This window comes from Methylorubrum sp. Q1 (genome assembly GCF_004683995.1).
Classification (GTDB): domain Bacteria; phylum Pseudomonadota; class Alphaproteobacteria; order Rhizobiales; family Beijerinckiaceae; genus Methylobacterium.
Genome location: NZ_SRHQ01000006.1, coordinates 126,835 through 149,034, shown reverse-complemented (window position 1 = coordinate 149,034; position 22,200 = coordinate 126,835). Strand labels below are relative to the sequence as shown.

Genomic DNA, 22,200 nt, shown 5'->3' with positions numbered 1-22,200 from the left:
CTCAAGCATCGTCCTGGATCAGGTCTCCAGGACGATGGTTGAGCTGCCCATCCCCTCGCCCCGCTTGCGGGGAGAGGGGGAGTCCCTGCGAGATCCTTTACGTCAGCCTCAGCCGCCCTTCTTCGGCGTCAACTTGACGATCTGGCCGTCATCCTCGGTCACCGCGTAGACGGCGCCGTCGGGGCCGACCCGCACGTCGCGGACGCGGTGTTCCAGCGGGATGCGCTCCTCGGTGACGACCTTGTCGCCGTCGAGCTTGAGCGCGACGATCCCGGTGCTGACGAGGCCACCGATGAGAAACTGGTTCTTCCAGGCCGGGAACGCGTCCTTATCGTAGAGCGCCATGCCCGAGGGGCCGATCACCGGATCCCAGTAATAGACCGGCTGCACCGTGCCGCCGGCCTGGGTCTGGCCGTCGCCGATTTTCTCGCCGGAATACTCGATGCCGTAGGTGACCACAGGCCAGCCGTAGTTGAGGCCGGGCCGCGGGCGGTTCAGCTCGTCGCCGCCGCGGGGCCCGTGCTCCACCGTCCAGAGCCGGCCCTGGTTGTCCAGGGCGGCCGCTTGGACGTTGCGGTGGCCGTAGGACCAGATCTCGGGCTTGGCCTTTTCGCCGCCGGTGAAGGGGTTGTCCTTCGGGGCGCTGCCGTCGGTGTCGATGCGGAAGACCTTGCCGAGCCCGCTCGTCAGATCCTGCGCCTGCCCGCGGGTCTGCTTGTCGGAGCGCTCGCCCACCGTGACGAACAGCTTGCCGTCCGGCGCGAAGACGAGGCGCGAGCCGAAATGCTTGTCGCCGTCATAGGTCGGCATCTGGCGGAAGATGACCTTGACGTCCTCGAGCTTCGCCTTGCCGTCGCTCTCGACCAGCTTGGCCTTGGCGACCGTGGTGCCGTTGCCTTTGTCGCGCGGCTCGCTGTAGCTGAAGTAGATCGTGCGATCCGCGGCGAAGCTCGGGCTCAGCGCGATGTCGAGAAGACCGCCCTGCCCCTTCGGATCGACCTTCGGCACGCCCGCCACCGGTTGGCCCACCGTGCCGTCCTTGGCGATCAGGCGGATCTTGCCGGCCTTCTCGGTCACGATCATGCGCCCGTCGGGCAGGAACTCCATCGCCCAGGGGCTTTCCAGGCCCTTGGCCACGACGGCGGTCTCGAACTCGGTCTTCTGCGCGGGCTCCGGCGCACGGGTCTGGTTGGGCAGGAGCGGCTTGTACTCGGTGTTCGGCGCCTCCTTCTCGGCGATCGACGTGCCGGCACTCGGCGCGGCCGGCGCCTGGAAGGATTCACCCTCGATGCGGGGGGAGCGCGACTCCTGTCCGGCCGGCTGCTGAGCGAAGGCAGGGGCATCGAGGCCGAGGGCCGCAACGGTGGCGAGCAAGAGGGAAAGGGTGCGCGTCACGTCGATTGATCCTTGTGCGGGTCGCCGATCTTGCTCGCCAAATGGGGCGCAGGCGGCCCACGGCGAGGGTCGGGCCGCGCCAGGAGACGGACTCGCGACGCGGTTCGTCAGATGGCAAGGCGCTGGGCGAGGGCGCCGGCAAGCCGATCGGAGGGGGATTGCGGGGACGAACGCAGGCTTATCCATGTGGGTTCGGCGTGCCAGACCCGCGGCCGGGGCGGGATGCCTTGACCGGGCGGTCGGGCGTCGCCAATTCTCGCCTCACCGTGAGGCGCCGAACCCGCTCTCGGTGCCCTCTGCGCAGGGGCCTCCATGCACCCGCGTGGGACCCGCGTGTCGAAAGGACCTACGATGGCGACCGTGAAAGTGACCGATGCGAGCTTCGAGCAGGACGTTCTGCAGTCCGCCGAGCCCGTCGTAGTGGATTTTTGGGCGGAGTGGTGCGGCCCCTGCCGGCAGATCGGCCCGGCGCTGGAAGAGATCTCCGCCGATCTCCAGGGCAAGGTGAAAATCGTCAAGGTCAATGTCGATGAGAACCCCGGCATCGCCTCGACCTACGGCATCCGCTCGATTCCGACCCTGATGATCTTCAAGGACGGCAAGCTCGCCAGCCAGAAGGTCGGCGCTGCCCCCAAGGGCGATCTTTCGCGCTGGATCCAGGCGAGCGCCTGACCCGAACCGAATTCGGGCCGAACGACCCGAGACAGCCCGGCCGCGAGGCCGGGCTTTTTTCATGCCTTTTTCGCTCGCGACGGGCCCCGAAACGCAAGAAGCCCGGCCTTGCGGCCGGGCTCCCTGGTTTCGAGACCCTGTTATCGAAGGTTCGGCTTAGTAGCTGCCGAACTTGTAGTTCAGGCCGGCGCGGACGACGGCGAACTCGGTGTCGTTGCGGCGCGAGGGGCCGGAGACGACGACCACGCCCGGGTTGGCCGTGGTGATGACGGCGCCGGCGTTGTTCACCGCGAAGGCGCCGTTGAGGGCACCGCCGCCGCGATCGAGGTTCACGTACAGACCTTCGACCTTCAGCGTGACGGCCGAGGAGCGGAAGAAGTTCAGGAACGAGTCGGTCGGGAGAGCGTACTCGACACCACCACCCGCGGCGTAGCCGGTGCGGAAGTCGTCGGTGGAGCTGTTCGGCAGGCCGAACTGACGGCCGCCGCCGGCGCCGTAGGCGAAGCCGCCGGTGCCGTAGAACAGGACGCGGTCGAAGGCGTAGCCGAGGCGACCGCGGACGGTGCCGAAGAAGTCGAGGCTGGACAGGCCGTTCGGGTTGAACACCTGCTGAGCGGCGACGCCCGGGAAGGCCGGGTTGCTGTTCACGACCGAGAACTGGTTCCGGTTACGGCCGAAATCGACGTACTGAGCGTCGGCCTCGATACCGACGACGACGCCGGAACCCGGGGTGAACTGGTAGTTGTAGCCGATCTGACCACCGCCGACGAAGCCGTCGTTGCGGCTGTTGCCACCGAAGGCGATGACGGCGGTCTGGCCGGGACGCACGAGGCCGGTCAGGCTGTTCACGCCGACGACCGGAGCCGCACCGTTGTCCTCGACGCCGAAGCCGTAGCCGGCGTTGAAACCGGCGTAGAAACCGGTCCAGGTGAACACCGGGATGGGCGTGAAGACCGGCGGCGGAGCAGCGCGGCGCGGCAGGTCGGCGGCGGAGGCCGCCGCGGTCAGCGCCGTGAAGGCGGCGAGAGAGGTGAGAAGCTTTTTCACTTGTTGATCCCCAGCAGAAACCCGATCGCCAACAAGCTAGACCATTTCCCTGGCCTGAGATGTAGCGAACAGGCCACACCTACTGCGCCACAATCGACCCGACGAGCGGTTGCATCCGGTGCGCGGGGAGGCCGAAAGCAGGTTTGCGTCAAATCGGGCACTCGGGGATGCGCCGTTCGACGGGACGACGGGTCTACACCATCGCGTCCGTTGCCTGATTCGACAGGTCACGAGTCGGACGACGGACGTTCGATGAAGATCTTTTGCCGGCCGGCGGCAGAACCGGCGCCCGGCGTGACGCGCGAATCGCTTCCGGCTCGTGTGGTTTGTCGATCGATGGCCTCGCGGCGCGGATCTCCGGCCCTCGCGCCGTCCCGTCGAATGCCCGCTTCGATCAGGCGGACGCCGTGTCAGACCGGGATCGTGCCGTTGGCTTCGAGCACGGCGCCCGCCAGATAAAGCGAACCGCAGATGAGGACCCGCGGCGGGCGCTCGAAGACCGTGTCCGACAGAGCCGCCAGCGCCGCCTCGACGCTCGGAGCGACCTCGGCCGCGAGGCCGACCTCACGGGCGATTTCCGCCACTTCCTCGGCGGGCCGCGCGGCCATCTGGCCGGTGATCGGCACCGCCACGAGCGAACGGGCAAGGCCGACGAAGTTCTTCAGGAAGCCTTCGGCATCCTTGGTGCCGAGCAGCCCGACGATCAGGACCAGCGGCACGTCGCTGCGCTCGCCGAGATCGGCCATGGCGGCGGCGAGGATGCGCCCGCCATCGGCGTTGTGGCCGCCGTCGAGCCATAGCTCGGCATCCTTGGGCATCCGCTCGGCGAGCGCCCCGCGCACGAGGCGCTGGAGCCGGCCCGGCCAATCGACGTTGCGCAGGCCGGCTTCGAGGGCGACCGTGCCGATGTCGCCGAAGCCCGCCGCGCGCAGGGCCGCGATGGCGGTGCCGGCATTGGTGAGCTGGTGGCGCCCGGCCAGGCGCGGGCGAGGCAGATCGAACAGGTCGATCTCATCCTGGTAGACGAAGCGCCCGCTCTCTTCGTGCACGGAGAAATCCTGGTTGCCGATCCGCACCGGCACCGCGCCGACCCGCTCGGCCTGGCGACAGAGGACGGCATCGGCCCCGGCATAATCCTGGGCGGCGATCACCGCCGGGCAGCCGCGCTTGAAGATGCCGGCCTTCTCCATCGCCACGGCCTCGACGGTGTCGCCGAGATACTCGGCATGGTCGCGCCCGATCGGGGTGACCACGGCGCAGGCCGGCTGGTCGATGACGTTGGTGGCGTCGACCCGGCCGCCGAGGCCCACTTCCAGCAGCAGCACGTCGGCGGGGCATTCGGAGAACAGCAGCAGCGCGGCCGCGGTGGTGATCTCGAACACGGTGATCGGATCGCCCTTGTTGGCCGCCTCGCACCGGGCGAAGGCGTCGGCGAGCCGGTCTTCGGCGACGTAGTGGCCGCCACCGATGCCGCCGAGGCGGATGCGCTCATGGAAGCGCACGAGATGCGGCGAGGTGTAGACGTGCGCGGCCAGCCCGCCAGCCTCCAGGATCGCCCGCATGAAGGCGATGGTCGAGCCCTTGCCGTTGGTGCCGGCGACGTGAATCACCGGCGGCAGCCGCCGCTCGGGATGGTTCAGGCCCGCGAGCAGGCGCTCGATGCGACCGAGCGACAGGTCGATCGTGCGCGGATGCAGGGCGAGGAAGCGCGCCATCAACGCGTCGGAGGATTCCATCTCGCGTGGAGACCTTCTGTCGCGGATTGAGTTCAGGCCGCGTTCGACACGGGTTCGGGGGCGGTCGGCTCGCGGGCGGTGTCGGACTCGGGCGTCCGGCGCACGTCCATCAGCAAGCCGCAGAGCCGGCTGATCGTCTCTTTGAGCTGATGCCGGTGGACGACCTGATCGACCATGCCGTGCTCGCGCAGATACTCCGCCCGCTGGAAGCCGTCGGGCAGCTTCTCGCGGATCGTCTGCTCGATGACGCGGGGGCCGGCAAAGCAGATCAGCGCGCCGGGCTCGGCCAGATGCACGTCGCCGAGCATGGCGTAGGAGGCGGTGACGCCGCCGGTGGTCGGGTTCGTCAGCACCACGATGTAGGGCAGCCGCGCGGCTCTAAGCCGGCGCACGGCGACCGTGGTACGGGGCATCTGCATCAAGGAGAGGATACCCTCCTGCATCCGCGCGCCGCCGGAGGCCGCGAACAGCACGTAGGGGGTGCGCTTCTCGAGCGCGGTCTCGGCCCCGCGGACGAAGGCCTCGCCGCCGGCCATGCCCAGCGAGCCGGCCATGAAGCCGAATTCCTGAGCCGCGATCGTCATCGGCAGGCTGCCGACGCGGCCGAAGCCGATCTTGAAGGCGTCGGGCATGCCGGTCTTGGCCCGCGCCTCCTTGAGACGGTCGACGTAGCGCTTCTCGTCGCGGAACTTGAGCGGGTCGGCCGGCACCTCGGGCAGCGGCACGTCGATCCAGGTGCCCTCGTCGAACATCATCTTGAGACGCGCCGTGGCCGACATCTTGAGATGGTGTTCGGAGCCGGGAATGACCCAGTGGTTCTGCTCGACTTCCTTATGGAAGACCATCTGGCCCGTGTCGGGGCACTTGACCCAGAGGTTCTCCGGCGTCTCGCGCTTGAACAGCGTCTTGATCCGGGGCCGTACGACCTCCGAGATCCAGTTCATCGGCTCGACCATCGCGTCAGACTCCCTGTCCTACCGAGTTCTCTTGCCGCATCGATATCGGATCGCCGCCGCCTCGATCCCAGGGGGGATCTCCCCTCTCGGGAGGCTCCGGCAGGATACCCCCCGCGCGGCGGGCTTGCGGCGGCGTTCAGGCCCCGGACGGCGCCTTGGGGGCGCTGCGGACACCCTGCGCCAACTCGCGCACCAGGGAGGCGACGGCCTCCACCGTGCCGTTCCCGGCCCGGTCGCCGGGTTCGAGGCTGCGGGCCAGCGCATCGACGAGGGCCGAGCCCACCACCACGCCGTCGGCGCCGCGGGCAATCTCGGCAGCGTGCGCGCCGGTCTTCACGCCGAAGCCGACGACGACGGGCAGGGCGGTATGGGCCGCGATCCGGCTGACCGCCTGCGACACCCGGCCGAAATCGGGGGTCGCCGTCCCGGTCACGCCGGTGATCGACACGTAGTAGACGAAGCCCGCGGTGTTCGCGAGAACCGCCGGCAGGCGGGCCTCGTCCGTGGTCGGGGTCGCGAGGCGGATGAAGGCGAGCCCCTTCTCGAGCGCCGGCAGGCAGAGCTCCTCGTCCTCCTCCGGCGGCAGATCGACCACGATCAGACCGTCGATGCCGGCCGCCTGCGCATCCTCCAGGAAGTGGGGCACGCCGTAGGTATGGATCGGGTTGTAGTAGCCCATCAGAACCACGGGCGTCCGGTCGTCGCCCGCGCGGAAGCGGCGGACGAGAGCGAGGGTGCCGCGCAGATCCTGGCCGACTTTCAGCGCCCGCAGACCCGCCGCCTGGATCGCCGGCCCGTCGGCCATGGGATCGGTGAAGGGCAGGCCGAACTCGACGATGTCGGCCCCCGCCTTCGGCAGGGCTTCGAGCACCTTGAGCGAGGTCTCCGGATCGGGATCGCCCGCCATCACGTAGGTGACGAGGGCGGCACGTCCTTCCGCGCGGCAGCGGGCGAAGGCGGCATCGATGCGGGCGGTCATGGTTCTCGCTCCCGGCGGTACGTCCGGCCTTGAGGCCCGGGGGCACGGTTCCCCCGGAACCGGGCCGCCGCGCAGGGCCCGACTTCCCCGGCCAATTCCTCGGCCGATTTCCCGGCCAAGTGGGGGCGCCTACACCATCCGCTCGCGTCCGTGAAGCGCACGAGGCGCCGGGCTCACGCCTCCGGGTCCGGCACGGCCCCGACGGTGTCCTCGATGACGCCGTCGACCCAGTCGCGCAGCAGCAGGTGGGCGATGGCCGTCGGCGGCGGCACGGTCAGGGCCTCGGGATGGGTGCCCGCGATCATTCGCGCCACCTCGGCACGCGTGAACCAGCGCGCGTCATCCAGCTCGTCGGGATCGGTGCGGATGGCCTCCGACAGCCCCTCGGCCACGCAGCCGATCATCAGCGAGGCCGGGAACGGCCAGGGCTGCGAGGCGTGATAGGCGACGGCGCCGACCGCGACGCCGGTCTCCTCCCGCGTCTCGCGGCGCACGGCGTCCTCGACCGTCTCGCCGGGCTCGATGAAGCCGGCCAGGCAGGAATACATCCCCGGCTTGAAATGCCGGCCGCGCCCGAGCAGGCAGGTCTCGCCCCGCCGCACGAGCATGATCGCCACGGGATCGGTGCGCGGGAAGTGGTGCAGCCCGCAAGCCCCGCATTCCCGGCGGAAGCCGCTGGCGGCGATGGTGGTCGGGCTGCCGCAATTGGCGCAGAAGCGGTGCCGGGCATGCCAGGCCAGCACCGACTTGGCGGTGGCGATGAGCCCTTGTTCCTCGCGGGCCACCGCGCCCTCGGCGGCGAGCGCCCGCAGGTCGAGGGCGCGGTGGCCGGGCGCGGGGAAGAGGAGGGCTGCCTCCCCTGGGAGGGCGCCGGCGAAGACCGGCCGCCCCTCGACCCGTCCGAGGTAAATTTCCACGGCACGCTCGCCCGCCCGGCCGGCCTCGTCCGGCGTGAGCAGGGCCGTTCCGGTCTCCACCGGGGCGGCGCGCACGATCACCGTCTCGCCCGCCATCAGCACGAGGCGGGCATCCGGTCCGGCGTCCGTCAGGGCGGGGGCCGGGCCGAATTCGGCGGAGTGCCGCACGAGGCGGCTCGCGGCATAGGCGAGCGCGTCTCGGCCGGGTGGGTTGGGCGAGCCTGTCATCCGGGTCGCCTCACGCGGCCATGAACAGGGCGGCGGCCCGTTCGAGCAGGGCGGCGCGGGCATGCGGCGGATAGGGCTTGCGCTCGCCGACGCCCCAGACCGGCCCTGGCCAGGCCGGGTCCGAGCGGAACCGGGCCACGACGTGGATGTGAAGCTGCGCCACCACGTTGCCGAGGCTGGCGACGTTGACCTTGTCCGGCTGGGCGAGCGTCTGCATGACCCTGACCGCGATACGCGTTTCCTCGAAGGCGAGGCGCGCATCCTCTGGCGTGAGGTCGGTGAGTTCGTTCAAGCCCGGCCGCCGCGGCACCAGGATCAGCCACGGGAAGCGTGCATCGTCCATCAGCAGGACGGAGCAGAGGGCGAGATCGCCCACGGCATGGGTGTCGGCGGCAAGCCGCGGATCGAGGGGGAAGGCGTCGTCGTTCATGCCGGCAATCTAGCGCGCCGGCCCGAAAAGTGGGGCCCAGTTTCCGCGGTCGGCGCGGTCGCGCGAAGGTCGGTCACGCCGTGTCAAATTGCGGTTAACCATATTATGGCACGCAAAGGGGCAGCGATCGGGAGTCGGTGGGCGGCGGGCCGCGCCGGGATCGCCGTGGATGACGCGATGACGGGCGACGCGCAAGGAAGCGGGGAGCGAAGCCGGGACACGGTGGTCGCCATCGTAGCGGCGCGAACCCCGGCTCCCCTCGTCCTCGCTTTGCGCGGGCAGCCCTGCAGCGCCTGCATCCTCGCGGTCACGAGCCATGTGATCGACGACCTGATCGCCGAAGCCCCTGATGTGATCGTGCTGGAGGCCGAGCCCGAGCGCTTCGACGCCCCTGCCCTGATCCGTGCCCTGCGGGAGCAGCAGAGTCTCGCCCGCACCCCGGTCCTGCTGGTGGCCGGCGGCGACGCCCGGAACTTGCGCCGGATCGGCCGCGAGGCCGGCGCCACCGACACGCTGTCCAAGCCGTTCGACGCCCTGGAATTGCAGGACCGGGTCGGCGTTCTGATCGAACTCGCCCTGGCGCGCCGGGAGAGCGACGACCGGGCGCGCACCATGCGGCGCGACGCGGCACGGGCGGTGGCCGACGCTTCGGCGCGCGAGCGCGAACTGATCCGCCGCCTGATGCTGGCCGCCGAGTTCCGCGACGACCGGGCCGGCGACCATCTCACCCGCGTGGCCGGCTGCGTCATCGCGGTGGCCGAAGGACTCGGCCTGTCGTCGGCGGAGGCCGACGACGTGGCTTTGGCCTCGACCATGCACGACATCGGCAAGATCGCGGTCCCCGACCACATCCTGATGAAGGCCGGCCCCCTCACCCCCGACGAGTGGGAGGAGATGCGCCAGCACGCCCTGCGCGGCTACCACATGCTGCATGACAGCCCCTCGCGCCTGCTCCAGATTGCCGCCGAGATCGCGCTGACCCACCATGAGCGCTGGGACGGCACCGGTTACCCCCGCGGTCTCAAGGGCGAGGAGATTCCCCGCTCCGGCCGGATCGTCGCGGTGGCCGACGTGTTCGACGCGCTGATCTCCGCGCGCAGCTACAAGCCCGCCTGGTCCCTGGAGCGGGCGCGCGCCCATGTCGAGGCGGAGGCGGGCCGGCATTTCGACCCGGCCTGCGTCGCCGCCTTCCTCTCGCGCTGGGACGACATCGTCGCCCTGGTGGAGGAGCGGGCGGCGTAGGACGCGTTCGGCCGAGAAGAAGGCGGTCCGTAAGGGGGTTACGACGGGGTTGAGGCGTGCGCCGTCCCGGCGTCGGACAATTCGCTCTCGGCCGCTCCACCGTCGCCGGGCGCGGCGATGCAATAGAGAACCGTCTCGCCTTCCCCGACCGTGTAGTTCTGCAGGAAGAACCGGTAGCCGAGATTCAGGCTGGCGATGTAGTCGGGGATCTCGAAGTAGTCGCCCCAGCGGTGATAGACGGAGATCGCGAGCTTGGGACGGAAGGTGCGCAGCGTCGCCTCGGCGCCCCGAAGAGCTGGAAGCTCGTACCCTTCGATATCCATTTTGATGAAGTCGACCCGTGGGATCGTGCCCGTCGCGACGACGTCGTCGAGGCGCCTAACCGGCATGACATCCTCGTCCGCAAAGCCCGGGTCGCACAGTCCCTGGACCGGTAGGGCTTCGAGATTGTGATCGCTCAAGCCATGCTGGAAGACGGTCAGGTTCGAAAGATCGTTCTGCCGGATGTTGTGATGGACGATCCTCAGATGGGCTTCGAGGGGATCGAACGAGTAGACATGGCCGGTTTCGCCGACGGTTTCGGCGAAGTCGATGGCAGTGTCGCCGAAGCAGGCCCCCGCATCCACCACATGATCGCCGACTTCCGGCTGCACCCGCACGCCGCCGCGATCGAAAAAATACTGCCTCAGGAGGAACGTGAAGAAGATGTTGGCGTGGAGGCAGTCCACAGTGAGGGGGCGCTTTTCGCCCGGCAACAGAAAGTGGCAAAGGCCTGCGCCGCCGGGAAGGTCCGCGAAGGGCGAGGGCTCGACCGGAAGCGCCTCAGCTTGCCTTCGAGCCTCCCAATAGGCGGGCGTATTGCTGTCGAGCCGGACATGGCGGCATCCGAGCACGCGAAACAGAAGCAAGTCCACGAAGAGCTTGCGTGAGGCGTCATCTTCGAGACGGCCGTAGGATCGCGCCATCCCGTCCCAACTGCCCGTCAGGTACGCGAGAAAGCGCGCCCGCACCGCGTCGAACGCCTCTTGCCCGGCGGCGACTTCATACGGAGGGTAGGCGTGGTCGATATTGTCTTCTTCGGTCCGGCCCGAGGCGGCAATGAGCCTCTGGCAAACATGCAGGCGAAATGCATCGACATCGTCTGATCTGAGATCGGGCTCTGGCAACGTGTCTTCTCCGGTCGGAGGAAAATGCAATCGAGGGACGTGTTCGGTTGCGCTTGGCGCACCGGCTTCTCGCTCAGCGGATGGGACGTCGGGGCCGAGGATTCGAGAAGCGTCCGCCCTTGGATCGACTGGAAACCGATCGAGAAACCGCTTCCGATACAAGACCCCTCTTGTACATCTTGTATCGGCGACGACCGGCTCCGGTGCAAGCAAACGGCGCGATATCGTCACGAACCTTCAACGTGGGGCAATCCTCTGGAAAGGCCGGGGCATCCTCGCAGGTTCGTCCGCGTAATCCGCACCGTGCAACGCCGCTGCGCGGTGCAGGTAGTGGTCTCCGCGCTCAGTTGGCGTTAGACACAGCATCCGAATTCCGATCCGGCCATCTGCCGGTTCGCGTGTACCGGTGCGAATGCGCCGGTTCTTAAGGCGCATCTCCCTTGCCATTTCCGTCTCTGCCCTCCCCCCTGGCGCGGGCGCTCACCGAGCGCAACTATGCCGAGCCGACACCCGTCCAGCAGGCGGTGCTCGATGCCGTGCCCGAGCGCGACCTGCTCGTTTCAGCTCAGACTGGATCGGGCAAGACCGTCGCCTTCGGTCTCGCCATCGCCGGTACGCTGCTCGGCGACGACGAAACGCTGCCGCCGCCCGGCGCGCCGCTGGCCCTCGTCATCGCGCCGACCCGTGAGCTGGCTCTCCAGGTGCAGCGGGAGCTGACCTGGCTCTACGCGCAGACCGGCGCGCGGATCGTCCCTTGCGTCGGCGGAATGGATCCGCGCCGTGAGGCCCGCGCGCTGGAGGCCGGCGTCCATATCGTCGTCGGCACGCCGGGGCGCCTGCGCGACCACATGGAGCGCGGCCGGCTCGTCACCGAGGGGCTTCGCGCCGTCATCCTCGACGAGGCCGACGAGATGCTCGACATGGGCTTTCGCGAGGATCTCGAATTCATCCTGGCGTCGACCCCGAAGGACCGGCGCACCCTGCTGTTCTCGGCGACCCTGCCGAAGGCCATCGTCGCGCTCGCCGAGAGCTACCAGCGCGATGCCCTGCGCCTCGCGGTCGCCGGGGAGACCCGCGGCCATGCCGACATCGTCTACCGCGCGGTGCGCGTGATGCCGCGGGAAGTGGAGCACGCCGTCGTCAACATTCTGCGCTATGTCGATGCGCCGGTCGCGATCGTGTTCTGCAACACCCGTGACGGGGTGCGCCATCTCCAGGCCTCGCTGACCGAACGCGGCTTCTCGGCCGTGGCACTCTCGGGCGAACTCGGCCAAGGCGAGCGCAACGCCGCGCTCCAGGCCCTGCGCGACGGCCGCGCCCGCGTCTGCGTCGCCACCGACGTCGCCGCCCGCGGCATCGACCTGCCGGGGCTCGACCTCGTCATCCACGCCGACCTTCCGCACGATGCCGAGGTGATGCAGCACCGCTCCGGCCGCACAGGCCGCGCCGGCCGCAAGGGGACGAGCGTCGTGCTCGTGCCGCCGGCCCGGCGGCGGCGGGCCGAGCAGATGTTCGCCATCGCCAAGGTCAGCCCCGATTGGAGCGGCCCGCCGAACGCCGACGAAATCCGCATCCTCGACCGCGAGCGGATGATGTCCGATCCGCTGCTCGCCGAGCCCGAGACGGAGGAGGACCGCGAGTGGGAGCGGGAATGGGCCGAGGCGCTGATGGAGCGCTGCCCGCCCGAGCGACTCGCTGCGGCCTTCGCCCGGCTCTACCGCTCGCGCATCCCCGTTCCGGAGGAGGTGAGCGATCCGGCCTACGAGACGAGCCGGCGTCCGGATTCCCGCAGCGGTGTGCCGGTCGGCGCTTCGCGGGTCGGTGACGATGAGCCGGCGGCCTGGTTCCGGCTCAATCTCGGCCGCCGCGACCGGGCCGAGCCGCGCCGCCTTCTGCCGATGCTGACCCGCCGCGGGCAGATCGGGCGCGGCGATATCGGCTCCATCCGGATCTTCGACAACGAGACCACCTTCGAGGTCCGCGCCAGCGCAGCAGACGACTTCGCCGCGTCCTTCGCCCGGCGCGGACCGGCCGACGTCCGCGTCGAGCGGATGCAGGGGGATGGACCGGCCGCCGCCAAGGCACCGAAGAGCCCCCGCGCCCAGCGCCATCGCCGCGAGGCGACCAAAACCGGCCGCGGCGGCTAATCCGCCTCGCGACGGTGCCGGGGCACGAAAGCCGCCCCGGCCAAGATTTTGGGTGTGCGAACGTCATTGCTGCGCCCGGCTCGTTCGAGCCGGGCCGTTTCGCCGGCGGCCTTACTTGTCGCCGAGCAGGCCGCTCACGGCGGCATCCCAGCCTTCGCGGATCTGACGGCCGCCGGGAATCTTGACGCCGAGCAGTTCCGGCTCTTCCGCCGCGTCCTGCACCGGTCGCGCGGCAGGTGCTTGCGCCGAAGCGGTCTGCGTCGGCCGCGCTTCCGTGGCGCGGTTGCGGACGACGGGCGCGGGCTTCCGGCTGAGATCGGCCTTGGCGGTTTCAGCCTTGGCAGTTTCAGTTTTAACAGCGTCGGCCTTGGCGGAATCAGTCTTGGTTCTGGCCTCGACCTTGGCTTCGGTTTTGGCGATCTCGGGTTTCGTCTTCGCGGGCAGCGACACGAAACGCGCCGGCTGCTCCGTCTTCGCCTGCACCATCTCGCTCCGGCTCGGAGGCAGCGGCACCGTGACTTTGGCGGGGGCGACCGCTGCCGCCGTGCGGGTCGCGGCCGGAACCGTGGGGGCCGGCTCGATCTGCAGATTCGCCCGGGCCGGCGGCGCGACCTCCGGCGCTGCGGCCGCCGCCGACGCGGGTTCCGCGGCCGGCAGGTTGGCCCGGCGCGCTTCCGGCAACCCGATGGAGGCCGGCGCCAGTGCCGGAACGCCGTCCTTCAGGTCGGGCCATTGCGAGGCGACGGGTGTGATCCGCGCCGGCCGGCTCCTGGGATCGGCGAGATTGGAGAAGAACGCGAAAGCCCCCACGGCGAAGACGAGGAGGGCAGCGCTCCCGCCCGCGGCGCCGAGGATGACGGGCAGCCGGCGACGGGCCGGAGCCCTGCTCTCGGCCGGCCGGGTTTGGGACGGATGAATCGTCACCGACATGCGGTCGGCCTCTTGCACGTTGTAGCCCTGCAACAAGACGGCCTCGGCAATGCGGCGGCAAGATGTCCGGCGTCGCCTGTTGAGAATTCAGGCGCCGTCCACCCACACGAATCTGGCGGAAACTCCAGGGCGGCCGGACCTGATCGGGACAGGTGCGCCCCGGACAAGTCTCGCCCCGACGAGTTCTAGCGATCGACCTTAGCGGAGCCGGTTTAACGGAGCGTGTAAGCGGATCATGCGGTGCGCGGCCTGCCGTCCGGCGATTATTAAGAAAAACATCAGTGTGCCGCGCGACCCTGCGGCGCGGCCCCGGCATGGACATTCATCCGGCGATCGGCCACGGTGCCGCCGTGCCGAAAGAGTAGAAATCTGAGCCTTTTATCCGATGGCGGTTTGCCGAATGGTCCCGGATCCGGCCTGCTCCTGTCGGCGTATGGCGGACTGACCGACCGCGAGGGCCCGTGCCGATTCCCGCCGCGACGCAAGCTTCCCCGACGCCTCTGATGGCGCAAAGCGTGGCCGATCCCAACCTCGACAAGGCGCAGGATCGAGCCGACGGCACGGGGCTGCCGTTCTGGGCCGGCTGGCCGACGCGCACGCGGCTCATCCTGGTCGTGCTCGCCATCGACATCGCCGCCGCCCTCGCCTCCTGCGGCGTGATCGTGCTGACCGCGCGCAGCGCCGTGCAGGTCGAGATGGCGGCCGGTCTCGCCACCGTCGAGCCCTTGGTCGCCGATACCATCCGCTCCCTGCGCAGCCCGAGCCCCGAGAGCGTGCTCCATACGCTTGACCTGCGCTTTCAGGCCCTGCGCCACGTCCGCGTGACCATCCTCGATGCGGAGGGCAAGCGTGTCGGCTTCGGTCCCTCCGAGCAGGCGCGCGAGCAGCGGACGGCGCCGCGCTGGTTCGTCCGGCTGATCGCCCCCGAACCGCGCCAGCACGATCTGCCCATCGTCGTGAAGGGCGAGCGGATCGGCACCGCCGCGATCACGACCCAGCCCCTGGACGAGATCGAGGAAGTCTGGGGCTATGCCCGCTCGCTGGCCTTGGCCAGCCTGATCCTGAACCTCGCGGTGTTGGCTGCCCTCACCCTGGCGCTCGGGCGCATCCTGCGGCCGCTCGGGCGCCTGGCGGACGGGCTGAACCGGCTGGAGCGGCACGACTACACCGCCCATCTCGACCCGCCGGCCTCCCGCGAACTCGCGGTGATCGCCGAGCGCTTCAACCGCGTGGCCGGGGCGCTCTCCGACGCGCGGGCCGCCAACGGCCGCCTCAACCGTCAACTCCTGACGGCCCAGGACGACGAGCGCGCCCGCATCGCCCTCGAACTCCACGACGAGTTCGGCCCGTGCCTGTTCGCGCTGGAGGCGAACGCAGCCTCCGTCGCGCGGCTCGCCGCCGGCCCGGGCGAGATCGACCGCAGCCGGCTCGCGGCGCGGGCCGGCGATATCGGCAGCATCGTCGGCCAGGTTCAGGTCCTCAACCGCGACCTTCTCAACCGCCTGCGCCCGCACGGGCTCGGCGAGGTGCCGCTGACCGATTGCCTCAACCTGCTGCTCCGCGATTTCCGACGGCGCCATCCCGAGACCGCCTTCGATGGCGCGTTCGAGGGCTTGGCCCGCGGCTACGGCGACATCGTCGATCTCACCGTGTTCCGCTGCATTCAGGAGAGCAGCACCAACGCCGTACGCCACGGCGCCGCCCGCCATGTCCGAGCCCGCGCGGCGGAGGAGACCGACGCCGCCGGCCTGACGTTCCTGCGGGTGAGCGTCGAGGATGACGGCACCGGCATCGCGCCCGGCCACCGTGTCGGTCTCGGCCTGTCGGGGATGCGCGAGCGGGTCGAGGCGCTGGGCGGTCATTTCAGCCTCGACACGGCGTCTCTTGACAACACGGCCTCCGGAACCGTTGTCCGGATCACCCTCCCGATCGATCCCGAGCGCGACGGCAGCGAGGTTCCGCCTCCCCACGCCGCGCCGCAACCCAAGTGATGCGTGTACGATGAACGCGCCGGTCAGCAGCCCCATGATGAGAGCAGCGTCGAGCAAGGGCGCCGCCACCCCCGTCCTGGTCATCGATGATCACCCGATCGTCCTCCAGGGCTGTCGCCGTGTGCTGGAGGATGCCGGAATCGAGACCGTGGTCGAGGCGACCGGCGTCGTCTCCGGCTACCGCGCCTTCCACCGCCTGCGCCCGCCGGTGGTGATCTGCGACCTCACCTTCCAGGGCAGCGGGCTTGCCGGCCTTGCCCTGATCCGGCGCATGCGCGCCATCGAGCCCGAGACCCGCGTGCTCGTCTTCTCGATGCACAACGATCCCGTCATCGTCTCGCGGGCCCTGGAGGCCGGGGCGCTCGGCTACGTGCTCAAGGATCACGCCTCGAACGAGCTGTTCCAGGCCTTCGAGCGGGTGCGCGCGGGCGAGGTCTACCTCGACCGTCGGCTCGCCACCGAGGTCGCGATGCTGCGGGCCGACCCGCGCCGCACCCCGGAGACGCAGCTCACGCCGCGCGAGCAGCAGATCCTGGCGCGCCTCGCGCAGGGCAAGTCCTACGGCGCCATCGCCGCCGACCTCTCGGTCAGCTACAAGACCGTCACCAATGCCTGCTCGCAGATGCGCCAGAAGCTCAGGGTGCGCACGCTGGCCGAACTGATTCACGTCGCGGTGACCCAGGCCCAGCGGCAGGGTTGAGGGACCCTCATGGTTCGTACCATTCGTATTGCCGCGGTCTTGTGGGCGGGACTATGCGTTTCTGCCGCTCCAGTCCCGTGTCTTGCCGAAGCGTGGCCACGCGTGACGTTCCAAAACAATTGTCCGTTTGCCTTGGGTACAAGTTTCCAGAAGTGGTCGAAGGGAGAGGTTCTTCCGTTCGTGCTTTACGGCGCGTATCTCTTTAAATCGCCGAATGAATTATCCGCTTGGATTGACGTTTATTCACAGAAAGACACGAGAATATTTTTGGAAAATATACCTGAAAGCACTCGAGTTTCCAGGGAAAAATACAGTAATTTTATGGATAGAGCGCAAATAATTGAGCTGAAAAGCGGCGTTGATGTCGTGCCGCTCGAAGATATGTTGTTCGGTCCGTGCCCTGGAACGGTTCAAGGTCTTGTGCGGCACCCGCTCTACGGAGATGTTTATCTAGTCTATTTGGGAAGATTCTGATATTATAGTAAGTTTTTTCCTCCTATCAGAGCGGGCGGTATGCAGTTTTCATCTGAAGCCTGGGCCTGCAATCTCGCGGCCTTTGAGGCGATCCGCACGATGCCGTTCAACGCCGAACTGGCGGACGGCTCTCTGAGCGCTGAGCGCTTCCGCCGCTATATCGTGCAGGACGCGCATTACCTCATCGGCTTCGGCCGGGCGCTGGCGCTCGCCGCCGCCAAGGCGCCGCATCCCGACCGGATCGTGCAGTTCGCCCGCGGCGCCGAGACCGCCATCGTGGTCGAGCGCGCGCTGCATGGCGGCTTCTTCCAAGAATACGGCATCGATGCCGGCACGTTCGCGGCGACGCCCCTCTCCCCGGCTTGCGACCACTACGTCGCGTGGCTGATCGCGACGGCCTATGCCGAGCCCTACGAAGTCGTGCTCGGCGCGCTTCTGCCCTGTTTCTGGATCTACGCCGAGGTCGGCCGCGATATCTTCGCCCACGCCAAGCCCGACAATCCCTACCGCGCCTGGATCGACACCTATGCCGGCGAGGAGTTCGGCGAGGCGGTGGCCGCGATGATCGCCGCGACCGACGAGGCGGACGCCGCCGCCTCCCCGGCCCTGCGCGCCCGCATGCACGCGGCCTATACCCACGCGACCCGCCTCGAATACGCGTTCTGGGACGGCGCCTATCGGGATCTCACCTGGGCGCTCTGAGCCGGGATCGCGGCTACGGACCCCGGCCCGGCCGCTTCGCGTGTTAGCTTGGCCGGGTCCTTGCACCGCAATGTCGCCTGAGGCCGTTGCGCCCGCGTCGGTTTCACGATTCATCTGTGTGAGAATTCGGCCGCTCCGTCAGAGGAGTTCGGCCGGTACGAGGGGGTGGGGCAGACATGGCGTCAGGCTTGGCGAGTGACCTTTTCCGGATCAAGACGCTCGAACGGCTCAACGCCGACGCCGAATCCGGCGAGAACAAGCTGGAACGCCATCTCGGCCCCTGGAGCCTGATCGGCCTCGGCATCGGCGCGGTGATCGGGGCGGGCCTGTTCTCGCTCACCGGCATCGCCGCGGCCGAGCATGCCGGCCCGGCGGTGACGGTTTCCTTCGCCATCGCGGCGATCGGCTGCGCGCTCGCGGGCATGTGCTACAGCGAACTCGCCGGCATGATCCCGGTAGCGGGTTCGGCCTACACCTACACCTACGCCACGATGGGCGAGTTCATCGCCTGGATCATCGGCTGGGATCTCGTGCTCGAATACGCGGTCGGGGCGGCCACCGTCTCGGTGAGCTGGTCGCGCTACGTCGCCCGCTTCATGCGCGACACGCTGGGCATCAACCTGCCGGGCTCGCTCGTGCACTCCCCCTTCGAGACCTACCAGCTCGCCGACGGCACGCTGGCGCACGGCATCGTCAACGTGCCGGCGATTCTGATCGTGGTGGCGGCCTCGACCCTGCTCATGATCGGCATCCGCGAATCCGCCCGCGTCAACGGCGCGGTGGTGCTGCTCAAGCTCGCGGTGGTGGCGATCGTGATCGGGGTCGGCCTGTTCTACGTGAAGGCGCAGAACTACGACCCCTTCCTGCCGCCCAACACCGGCACCTTCGGCGAGTATGGCTGGAGCGGCGTGATGCGCGCGGCCGGCGTGGTGTTCTTCGCCTATGTCGGCTTCGATGCGGTTTCGACCGCGGCACAGGAGGCCAAGAACCCCCAGCGCAACATGATGATCGGCATCCTCGGCTCGCTGGCGATCTGCACGGTGCTCTACATCGCCTTTGCGGGTGTGCTGACCGGCCTTGTCCACTACGACGCCATGCGCGGCGACGCCGCCCCCGTGAACACGGCGATCGCCGCGACGCCGTTTCCGTGGCTGAAGAGCCTCGTCACCTTCGGCGTGATCTGCGGCTTCTCGACCGTGATCCTCGTGCTGCTGCTCGGCCAGAGCCGGGTATTCTACTCCATGTCGAAGGACCGGCTGCTGCCGGGCTTCTTCTCGGCGATCCATCCGAAGTGGAAGACGCCCTACCGCTCGAACCTGTTCTTCATGGTGTTCACGAGCACGCTCGGCGGCTTCCTGCCGATCTCGCAGCTCGGCCACATGACGAGCATCGGCACGCTGCTCGCCTTCATCCTCGTCTGCGCTGGCGTCGTCATCCTGCGCCGCACCCAGCCCGACGCGCCGCGCGCCTACCGCACCCCGCTGGTGCCGTTCGTGCCGATCCTCGGCGCGTTGTTCTGCCTCGGCATGATGCTCTCGCTCGATGGCGATACGTGGCTGCGCCTCATCATCTGGCTGGCGATCGGCCTCGTGATCTATTTCGCCTGGAGCCGCAAGCACAGCCGCATCGGCCGCGAGGAAGGGGCGAACGCGACCTCGGCTCTGTGAGTTCGAAGGTTCGTCTGCCTCGAACGGGGCCGTGAGAAGACAGAAAGCCCACCCGGCTCGCGCCGGGTGGGCTTTGTTTTATCCAGTCTTTGGAGATGCGGTTACGAAGCGCGGAAGGGGCCGATATGTCCTTGATTAGTCCGTGGGGCTGATCCTCTATCCTCTTGTTTTTGCATCATCCCGAAAGCCGGCAACCACCTTTCGGGATGATGCTCTAACAAGCGTCACCCGTCATCGACCGCCCCCAATTCGGGAGCCTTGACGGTCACGATGGCGTCGAAAGGCTCCACGACATCGGCGTCCCCGTGCTTCAGAGCCGCCGCGATGGCGCCTGACGTCCCGGCCGGCACGACCGTCCGAAGACGTGTGATCTTTGCGGAGCGTGACCCTGCTGAAACGTCCACGGATCGCGGACCGCTCTTGCGCAGACTGCTCGGGTCGGATCGGCCATCGGCATGATGGGAAGGGAGGACCGTATCGGACCGTTTGCGAAGCGTTCCCTGGGCTTCCGAGCGCTGCGCGGCCGCCTCAGGCCCGGCGTGCCAGTGTCAGCACCGGGGGTTCGGCGAGGCCGACGAGCGGCCGGCCCACCTCGATCGACTGCCGCTCGCGGGCGATGAAGGCGGTGGGCATCGCGGCCTGCATCTCGGCCTCGACCGAGCGCAACTCTACGTCCGAATGGCAGGGGTGCAGGTGGATGATGGCGAGCGCCTTGGCGCCCGCGCCCTTGGCCAGTTCCACGCCCTTCTGCCAGGTCGAGTGGCCCCAGCCCTTGCAGCAGGGATACTCGCCCTCCGTGAACATGCCGTCATAGACGAGGAGGTCGGCTCCCTCGACGAAGCGGCACAGGTCCGGATCGGGCCAGTTCACGCCGTGCTCGATGTCGCTGATGACACAGAGCCGCTTGCCACCGTGGTCGAAGCGGTAGCCGGTCGATCCCTGCGGGTGGTCGAGCAGAATCGTATCGACCCGGATGCCGTCGGCGAAGGTGAGCGGCTCGCCCGCCCGGAAGCCGTGATGCGCGAAGGAACAGGGCAGCACGTCGAGCGTGACGGGAAAGAGAGGGGGCGAGAACAGCCGGCCAAGGGCGTCCTCGGCGCTGGCTCCGTCGAGGTTGCCGCAATAGGTGTGAATCGTGCGGGTGTCGTCGAGAACCGCCGGTTTGAAGAACGGCAGACCCGCCGTGTGATCGAGATGCAGGTGGCTGAACAGCAGGTCGATATCCTGCGGCAGGCTCTCGCGGCAGTTGCGCCCGAAGGCGCCGAGGCCCGAGCCGGCATCGATCACGAACAGACGTTCCCCGCAGCGGACCTCCAGGCACGGCGTGTTGCCGCCGAACTCGGCGTTCTCCGGGCCGCTGACCGGCGTAGAGCCGCGGACGCCCCAGAAACGCAGGACGAGCGAATCGTCCTTGGCCGGATATGGCAGGGTCATGGATCGGTACCAATGCTCGGCCTCGGGCCGGGCTTTCTCTGTGGTAGTGGTGCCGCCGCACGCATCCGCGCTATGGATCCGCGGCTGTTCTTCGGCCCCTCTTCAGGATCCGAGTGTACAGTGTCGAGATGGGGGGCCGCCATTCGGGTTTGTGTGCGTGCTCGCACACGCCGTTTTGAGCGGCTCCAAGTCAGCGCTGGGCCAGCTTCTCAATCGAGGGTTGCAAAGGGGCAAGGTCGGGCGGCGGCAGCGCACGCTCGATCGCCGCGCGGGCGAGGCTCGGCCAGGTCTGCGCATAGCGCGTGACCGGTGCCGTGATGCGGGCGGTCGCGGCGGCGTAGGGCGGCACGAAACCCGCGGTCCGCACGGTGAGCGACGGGCTGTCCGTGCCGATCCAGGCCGCCCATACGGCGTCCGGCACGGGCGGCGGTGGCGGTGCCCTGCGGCGGGCGGGGATCAGCACGACCTCCTGGCCGGCATAAGCGAGCGCCTCCGGCCGGCTGATATCGCCCACCGGATGACCCTGAAGGATCCGGGCTGCCCAGAAGGCGTGCTGGCCGCCGTCGGAATAGGTCGTGCGCACGGCCGCCGCGCCCTCCTCCACCAAGGCGGCGATGCGGTCGGTCTCATCCTTGTGCAGGGCGGTGAAGGCCGCCTCCTTGGCCGGATCGCGCGAGGGCGCGAAGGTATAGCGGCCGCTCGCGACGCTCACGGCCGGCTCTTCGCCGGTCGCCTCGAAGCGGTCCGAGCCTTCCTTCAACTGGCGCCAGAAGGCGATGTTCGGGTCGGTCCGGTGCCGGGCCATGTTCGCGGCGGTCATTCGGAACGGGAAGGACTGGAACTGAAACGCGCCCTGCCCCCCGGCGAACGCCTCGCGGGCGATCGAGAACAGCTCGCCCGCCACCGCATCCGTCATGGCAAAGCAGCCCATCGACGAGCAGACGCCATGCACCATCACCGCCGAGCCGGTGGAGCCGTGCGCCCGGTCGTAGGCGTTGGGGTAGCCGACGTCGAAGGAGAGGTAGTAGCGCGAGTTCGGGTTCATCTGGCTTTTCGCCACCGTGTAGAACCCCTCCGGCGTCTGCCTGTCGCCGCTCTTGGTCTTCGGCCCGAGCTGCCCGGACCAGCGGCAGATCGGATAGGTCTTGATCGGCACGTAGCGCCCGGCGGCGTTGCGCTTCCAGACCTCGATCTCGGATTCCTTCTTGTAGGCCCGCAGCACGATCGGCGAGGCGGCGTTGGTGCCGCGTGCAGCCATCAGCGCCAGGGTTGCGGCCGGGATCGGCGCATTCGCCTTGTCGGCCCGGGCGAGCGTGTTCGACGCCGTAAGGATCGACAACCCGACAAGCCCCGGAATCAAGGTTCTGAGGAACGATCTCACAGAGCC

General features: G+C 68.7%; 19 protein-coding genes. 8 read left to right on the top strand and 11 right to left on the bottom strand.

The genetic code is table 11. The annotated features are described in order from the left end of the window. Positions 1–108: 108 nt before the first annotated feature. Positions 109–1,395 carry a PQQ-dependent sugar dehydrogenase gene (locus E4V01_RS08250; RefSeq protein WP_135298019.1) on the bottom strand — a complete coding sequence of 429 codons (1,287 nt, stop codon included), beginning with the start codon at positions 1,393–1,395 and terminating at the stop codon, positions 109–111. A gap of 351 nt (positions 1,396–1,746) precedes the next feature. Here E4V01_RS08250 and trxA point away from each other — a divergent pair, with 351 nt between their 5' ends. Next, a complete protein-coding gene (gene trxA / locus E4V01_RS08240) occupies positions 1,747–2,067 on the top strand; it encodes a thioredoxin (RefSeq protein WP_003603560.1) in 321 nt (106 codons plus the stop codon). 156 nt (positions 2,068–2,223) lie between these two features. On the opposite strand, the gene E4V01_RS08235 is transcribed toward trxA, so the two are convergent. The 6 genes from E4V01_RS08235 to E4V01_RS08210 all read right to left on the bottom strand — a co-directional run bounded on the left by E4V01_RS08235 (position 2,224) and on the right by E4V01_RS08210 (position 8,360). Continuing rightward, on the bottom strand, positions 2,224–3,114 hold the full coding sequence (locus tag E4V01_RS08235) for an outer membrane protein (protein ID WP_060771706.1): 891 nt from the start codon (positions 3,112–3,114) through the stop codon (positions 2,224–2,226). A gap of 410 nt (positions 3,115–3,524) precedes the next feature. Continuing rightward, a complete protein-coding gene (locus E4V01_RS08230) occupies positions 3,525–4,850 on the bottom strand; it encodes a folylpolyglutamate synthase/dihydrofolate synthase family protein (RefSeq protein WP_135298018.1) in 1,326 nt (441 codons plus the stop codon). A 32-nt stretch (positions 4,851–4,882) separates the two neighbouring features. Beyond that, on the bottom strand, positions 4,883–5,806 hold the full coding sequence (accD, locus tag E4V01_RS08225; protein ID WP_060771708.1) for an acetyl-CoA carboxylase, carboxyltransferase subunit beta: 924 nt from the start codon (positions 5,804–5,806) through the stop codon (positions 4,883–4,885). Between the two features lie 136 nt (positions 5,807–5,942). Then, the gene (gene trpA / locus E4V01_RS08220; protein WP_135298017.1) at positions 5,943–6,785 is read right to left on the bottom strand and encodes a tryptophan synthase subunit alpha; all 843 of its coding nucleotides are present in this window, start codon (positions 6,783–6,785) and stop codon (positions 5,943–5,945) included. 173 nt (positions 6,786–6,958) lie between these two features. Continuing rightward, complete coding sequence (gene nudC / locus E4V01_RS08215; RefSeq protein WP_135298016.1) at positions 6,959–7,930, bottom strand: NAD(+) diphosphatase; 972 nt, start codon at positions 7,928–7,930, stop codon at positions 6,959–6,961. Positions 7,931–7,940: 10 nt separating this feature from the next. Then, complete coding sequence (locus tag E4V01_RS08210) at positions 7,941–8,360, bottom strand: HIT domain-containing protein (protein ID WP_060771711.1); 420 nt, start codon at positions 8,358–8,360, stop codon at positions 7,941–7,943. 177 nt (positions 8,361–8,537) lie between these two features. On the opposite strand from E4V01_RS08210, the gene E4V01_RS08205 reads away from it, so the two are divergent. Beyond that, entirely contained in the window at positions 8,538–9,602 is a 1,065-nt protein-coding gene (locus E4V01_RS08205) for an HD-GYP domain-containing protein (protein WP_193763171.1), read from the top strand. A 38-nt stretch (positions 9,603–9,640) separates the two neighbouring features. Here E4V01_RS08205 and E4V01_RS08200 read toward each other — a convergent pair whose 3' ends face one another. Continuing rightward, positions 9,641–10,768 carry an FkbM family methyltransferase gene (locus E4V01_RS08200; RefSeq protein ID WP_135298014.1) on the bottom strand — a complete coding sequence of 376 codons (1,128 nt, stop codon included), beginning with the start codon at positions 10,766–10,768 and terminating at the stop codon, positions 9,641–9,643. A gap of 440 nt (positions 10,769–11,208) precedes the next feature. On the opposite strand from E4V01_RS08200, the gene E4V01_RS08195 reads away from it, so the two are divergent. Next, entirely contained in the window at positions 11,209–12,915 is a 1,707-nt protein-coding gene (locus tag E4V01_RS08195) for a DEAD/DEAH box helicase (protein ID WP_060771714.1), read from the top strand. A gap of 111 nt (positions 12,916–13,026) precedes the next feature. Here the strand turns inward: E4V01_RS08195 and E4V01_RS08190 are convergent, their stop codons facing one another. After that, on the bottom strand, positions 13,027–13,845 hold the full coding sequence (locus E4V01_RS08190; protein ID WP_135298059.1) for a hypothetical protein: 819 nt from the start codon (positions 13,843–13,845) through the stop codon (positions 13,027–13,029). 503 nt (positions 13,846–14,348) lie between these two features. Between E4V01_RS08190 and E4V01_RS08185 the strand changes: the two genes are divergently transcribed. The 5 genes from E4V01_RS08185 to E4V01_RS08165 all read left to right on the top strand — a co-directional run bounded on the left by E4V01_RS08185 (position 14,349) and on the right by E4V01_RS08165 (position 19,379). After that, positions 14,349–15,836 (top strand): ATP-binding protein, encoded by a 1,488-nt coding sequence (locus E4V01_RS08185; RefSeq protein WP_135298013.1) that lies wholly within the window; start codon positions 14,349–14,351, stop codon positions 15,834–15,836. 10 nt (positions 15,837–15,846) lie between these two features. Further along, on the top strand, positions 15,847–16,536 hold the full coding sequence (locus E4V01_RS08180; protein ID WP_003605215.1) for a response regulator transcription factor: 690 nt from the start codon (positions 15,847–15,849) through the stop codon (positions 16,534–16,536). Between the two features lie 9 nt (positions 16,537–16,545). Next, positions 16,546–17,010, top strand: coding sequence for a hypothetical protein (locus E4V01_RS08175; protein WP_135298012.1), 465 nt, complete (start codon positions 16,546–16,548; stop codon positions 17,008–17,010). 39 nt (positions 17,011–17,049) lie between these two features. Then, positions 17,050–17,712: a TenA family protein gene (locus tag E4V01_RS08170; protein ID WP_135298011.1), complete on the top strand. Its 663-nt coding sequence runs from the start codon at positions 17,050–17,052 to the stop codon at positions 17,710–17,712. 176 nt (positions 17,713–17,888) lie between these two features. Beyond that, positions 17,889–19,379 carry an amino acid permease gene (locus E4V01_RS08165; protein ID WP_135298010.1) on the top strand — a complete coding sequence of 497 codons (1,491 nt, stop codon included), beginning with the start codon at positions 17,889–17,891 and terminating at the stop codon, positions 19,377–19,379. A 528-nt stretch (positions 19,380–19,907) separates the two neighbouring features. Here the strand turns inward: E4V01_RS08165 and E4V01_RS08160 are convergent. Beyond that, entirely contained in the window at positions 19,908–20,813 is a 906-nt protein-coding gene (locus E4V01_RS08160) for an MBL fold metallo-hydrolase (RefSeq protein ID WP_135298009.1), read from the bottom strand. Positions 20,814–21,003: 190 nt separating this feature from the next. Beyond that, positions 21,004–22,194 (bottom strand): murein L,D-transpeptidase family protein, encoded by a 1,191-nt coding sequence (locus E4V01_RS08155; protein ID WP_245517472.1) that lies wholly within the window; start codon positions 22,192–22,194, stop codon positions 21,004–21,006. Between the last annotated feature and the right edge of the window lie 6 nt (positions 22,195–22,200).

Bases quoted from the DNA above. Each gene is read 5' to 3' on its own strand.
- trxA (WP_003603560.1), top strand. From the start codon at position 1,747: ATGGCGACCGTGAAAGTGACCGATGCGAGCTTCGAGCAGGACGTTCTG.
- E4V01_RS08230 (WP_135298018.1), bottom strand. From the start codon at position 4,850: ATGGAATCCTCCGACGCGTTGATGGCGCGCTTCCTCGCCCTGCATCCG.
- accD (WP_060771708.1), bottom strand. From the start codon at position 5,806: ATGGTCGAGCCGATGAACTGGATCTCGGAGGTCGTACGGCCCCGGATC.
- trpA (WP_135298017.1), bottom strand. From the start codon at position 6,785: ATGACCGCCCGCATCGATGCCGCCTTCGCCCGCTGCCGCGCGGAAGGA.
- nudC (WP_135298016.1), bottom strand. From the start codon at position 7,930: ATGACAGGCTCGCCCAACCCACCCGGCCGAGACGCGCTCGCCTATGCC.
- E4V01_RS08210 (WP_060771711.1), bottom strand. From the start codon at position 8,360: ATGAACGACGACGCCTTCCCCCTCGATCCGCGGCTTGCCGCCGACACC.
- E4V01_RS08205 (WP_193763171.1), top strand. From the start codon at position 8,538: ATGACGGGCGACGCGCAAGGAAGCGGGGAGCGAAGCCGGGACACGGTG.
- E4V01_RS08190 (WP_135298059.1), bottom strand. From the start codon at position 13,845: ATGTCGGTGACGATTCATCCGTCCCAAACCCGGCCGGCCGAGAGCAGG.
- E4V01_RS08185 (WP_135298013.1), top strand. From the start codon at position 14,349: ATGGCGCAAAGCGTGGCCGATCCCAACCTCGACAAGGCGCAGGATCGA.
- E4V01_RS08180 (WP_003605215.1), top strand. From the start codon at position 15,847: ATGAACGCGCCGGTCAGCAGCCCCATGATGAGAGCAGCGTCGAGCAAG.
- E4V01_RS08175 (WP_135298012.1), top strand. From the start codon at position 16,546: ATGGTTCGTACCATTCGTATTGCCGCGGTCTTGTGGGCGGGACTATGC.
- E4V01_RS08170 (WP_135298011.1), top strand. From the start codon at position 17,050: ATGCAGTTTTCATCTGAAGCCTGGGCCTGCAATCTCGCGGCCTTTGAG.
- E4V01_RS08165 (WP_135298010.1), top strand. From the start codon at position 17,889: ATGGCGTCAGGCTTGGCGAGTGACCTTTTCCGGATCAAGACGCTCGAA.
- E4V01_RS08160 (WP_135298009.1), bottom strand. From the start codon at position 20,813: ATGACCCTGCCATATCCGGCCAAGGACGATTCGCTCGTCCTGCGTTTC.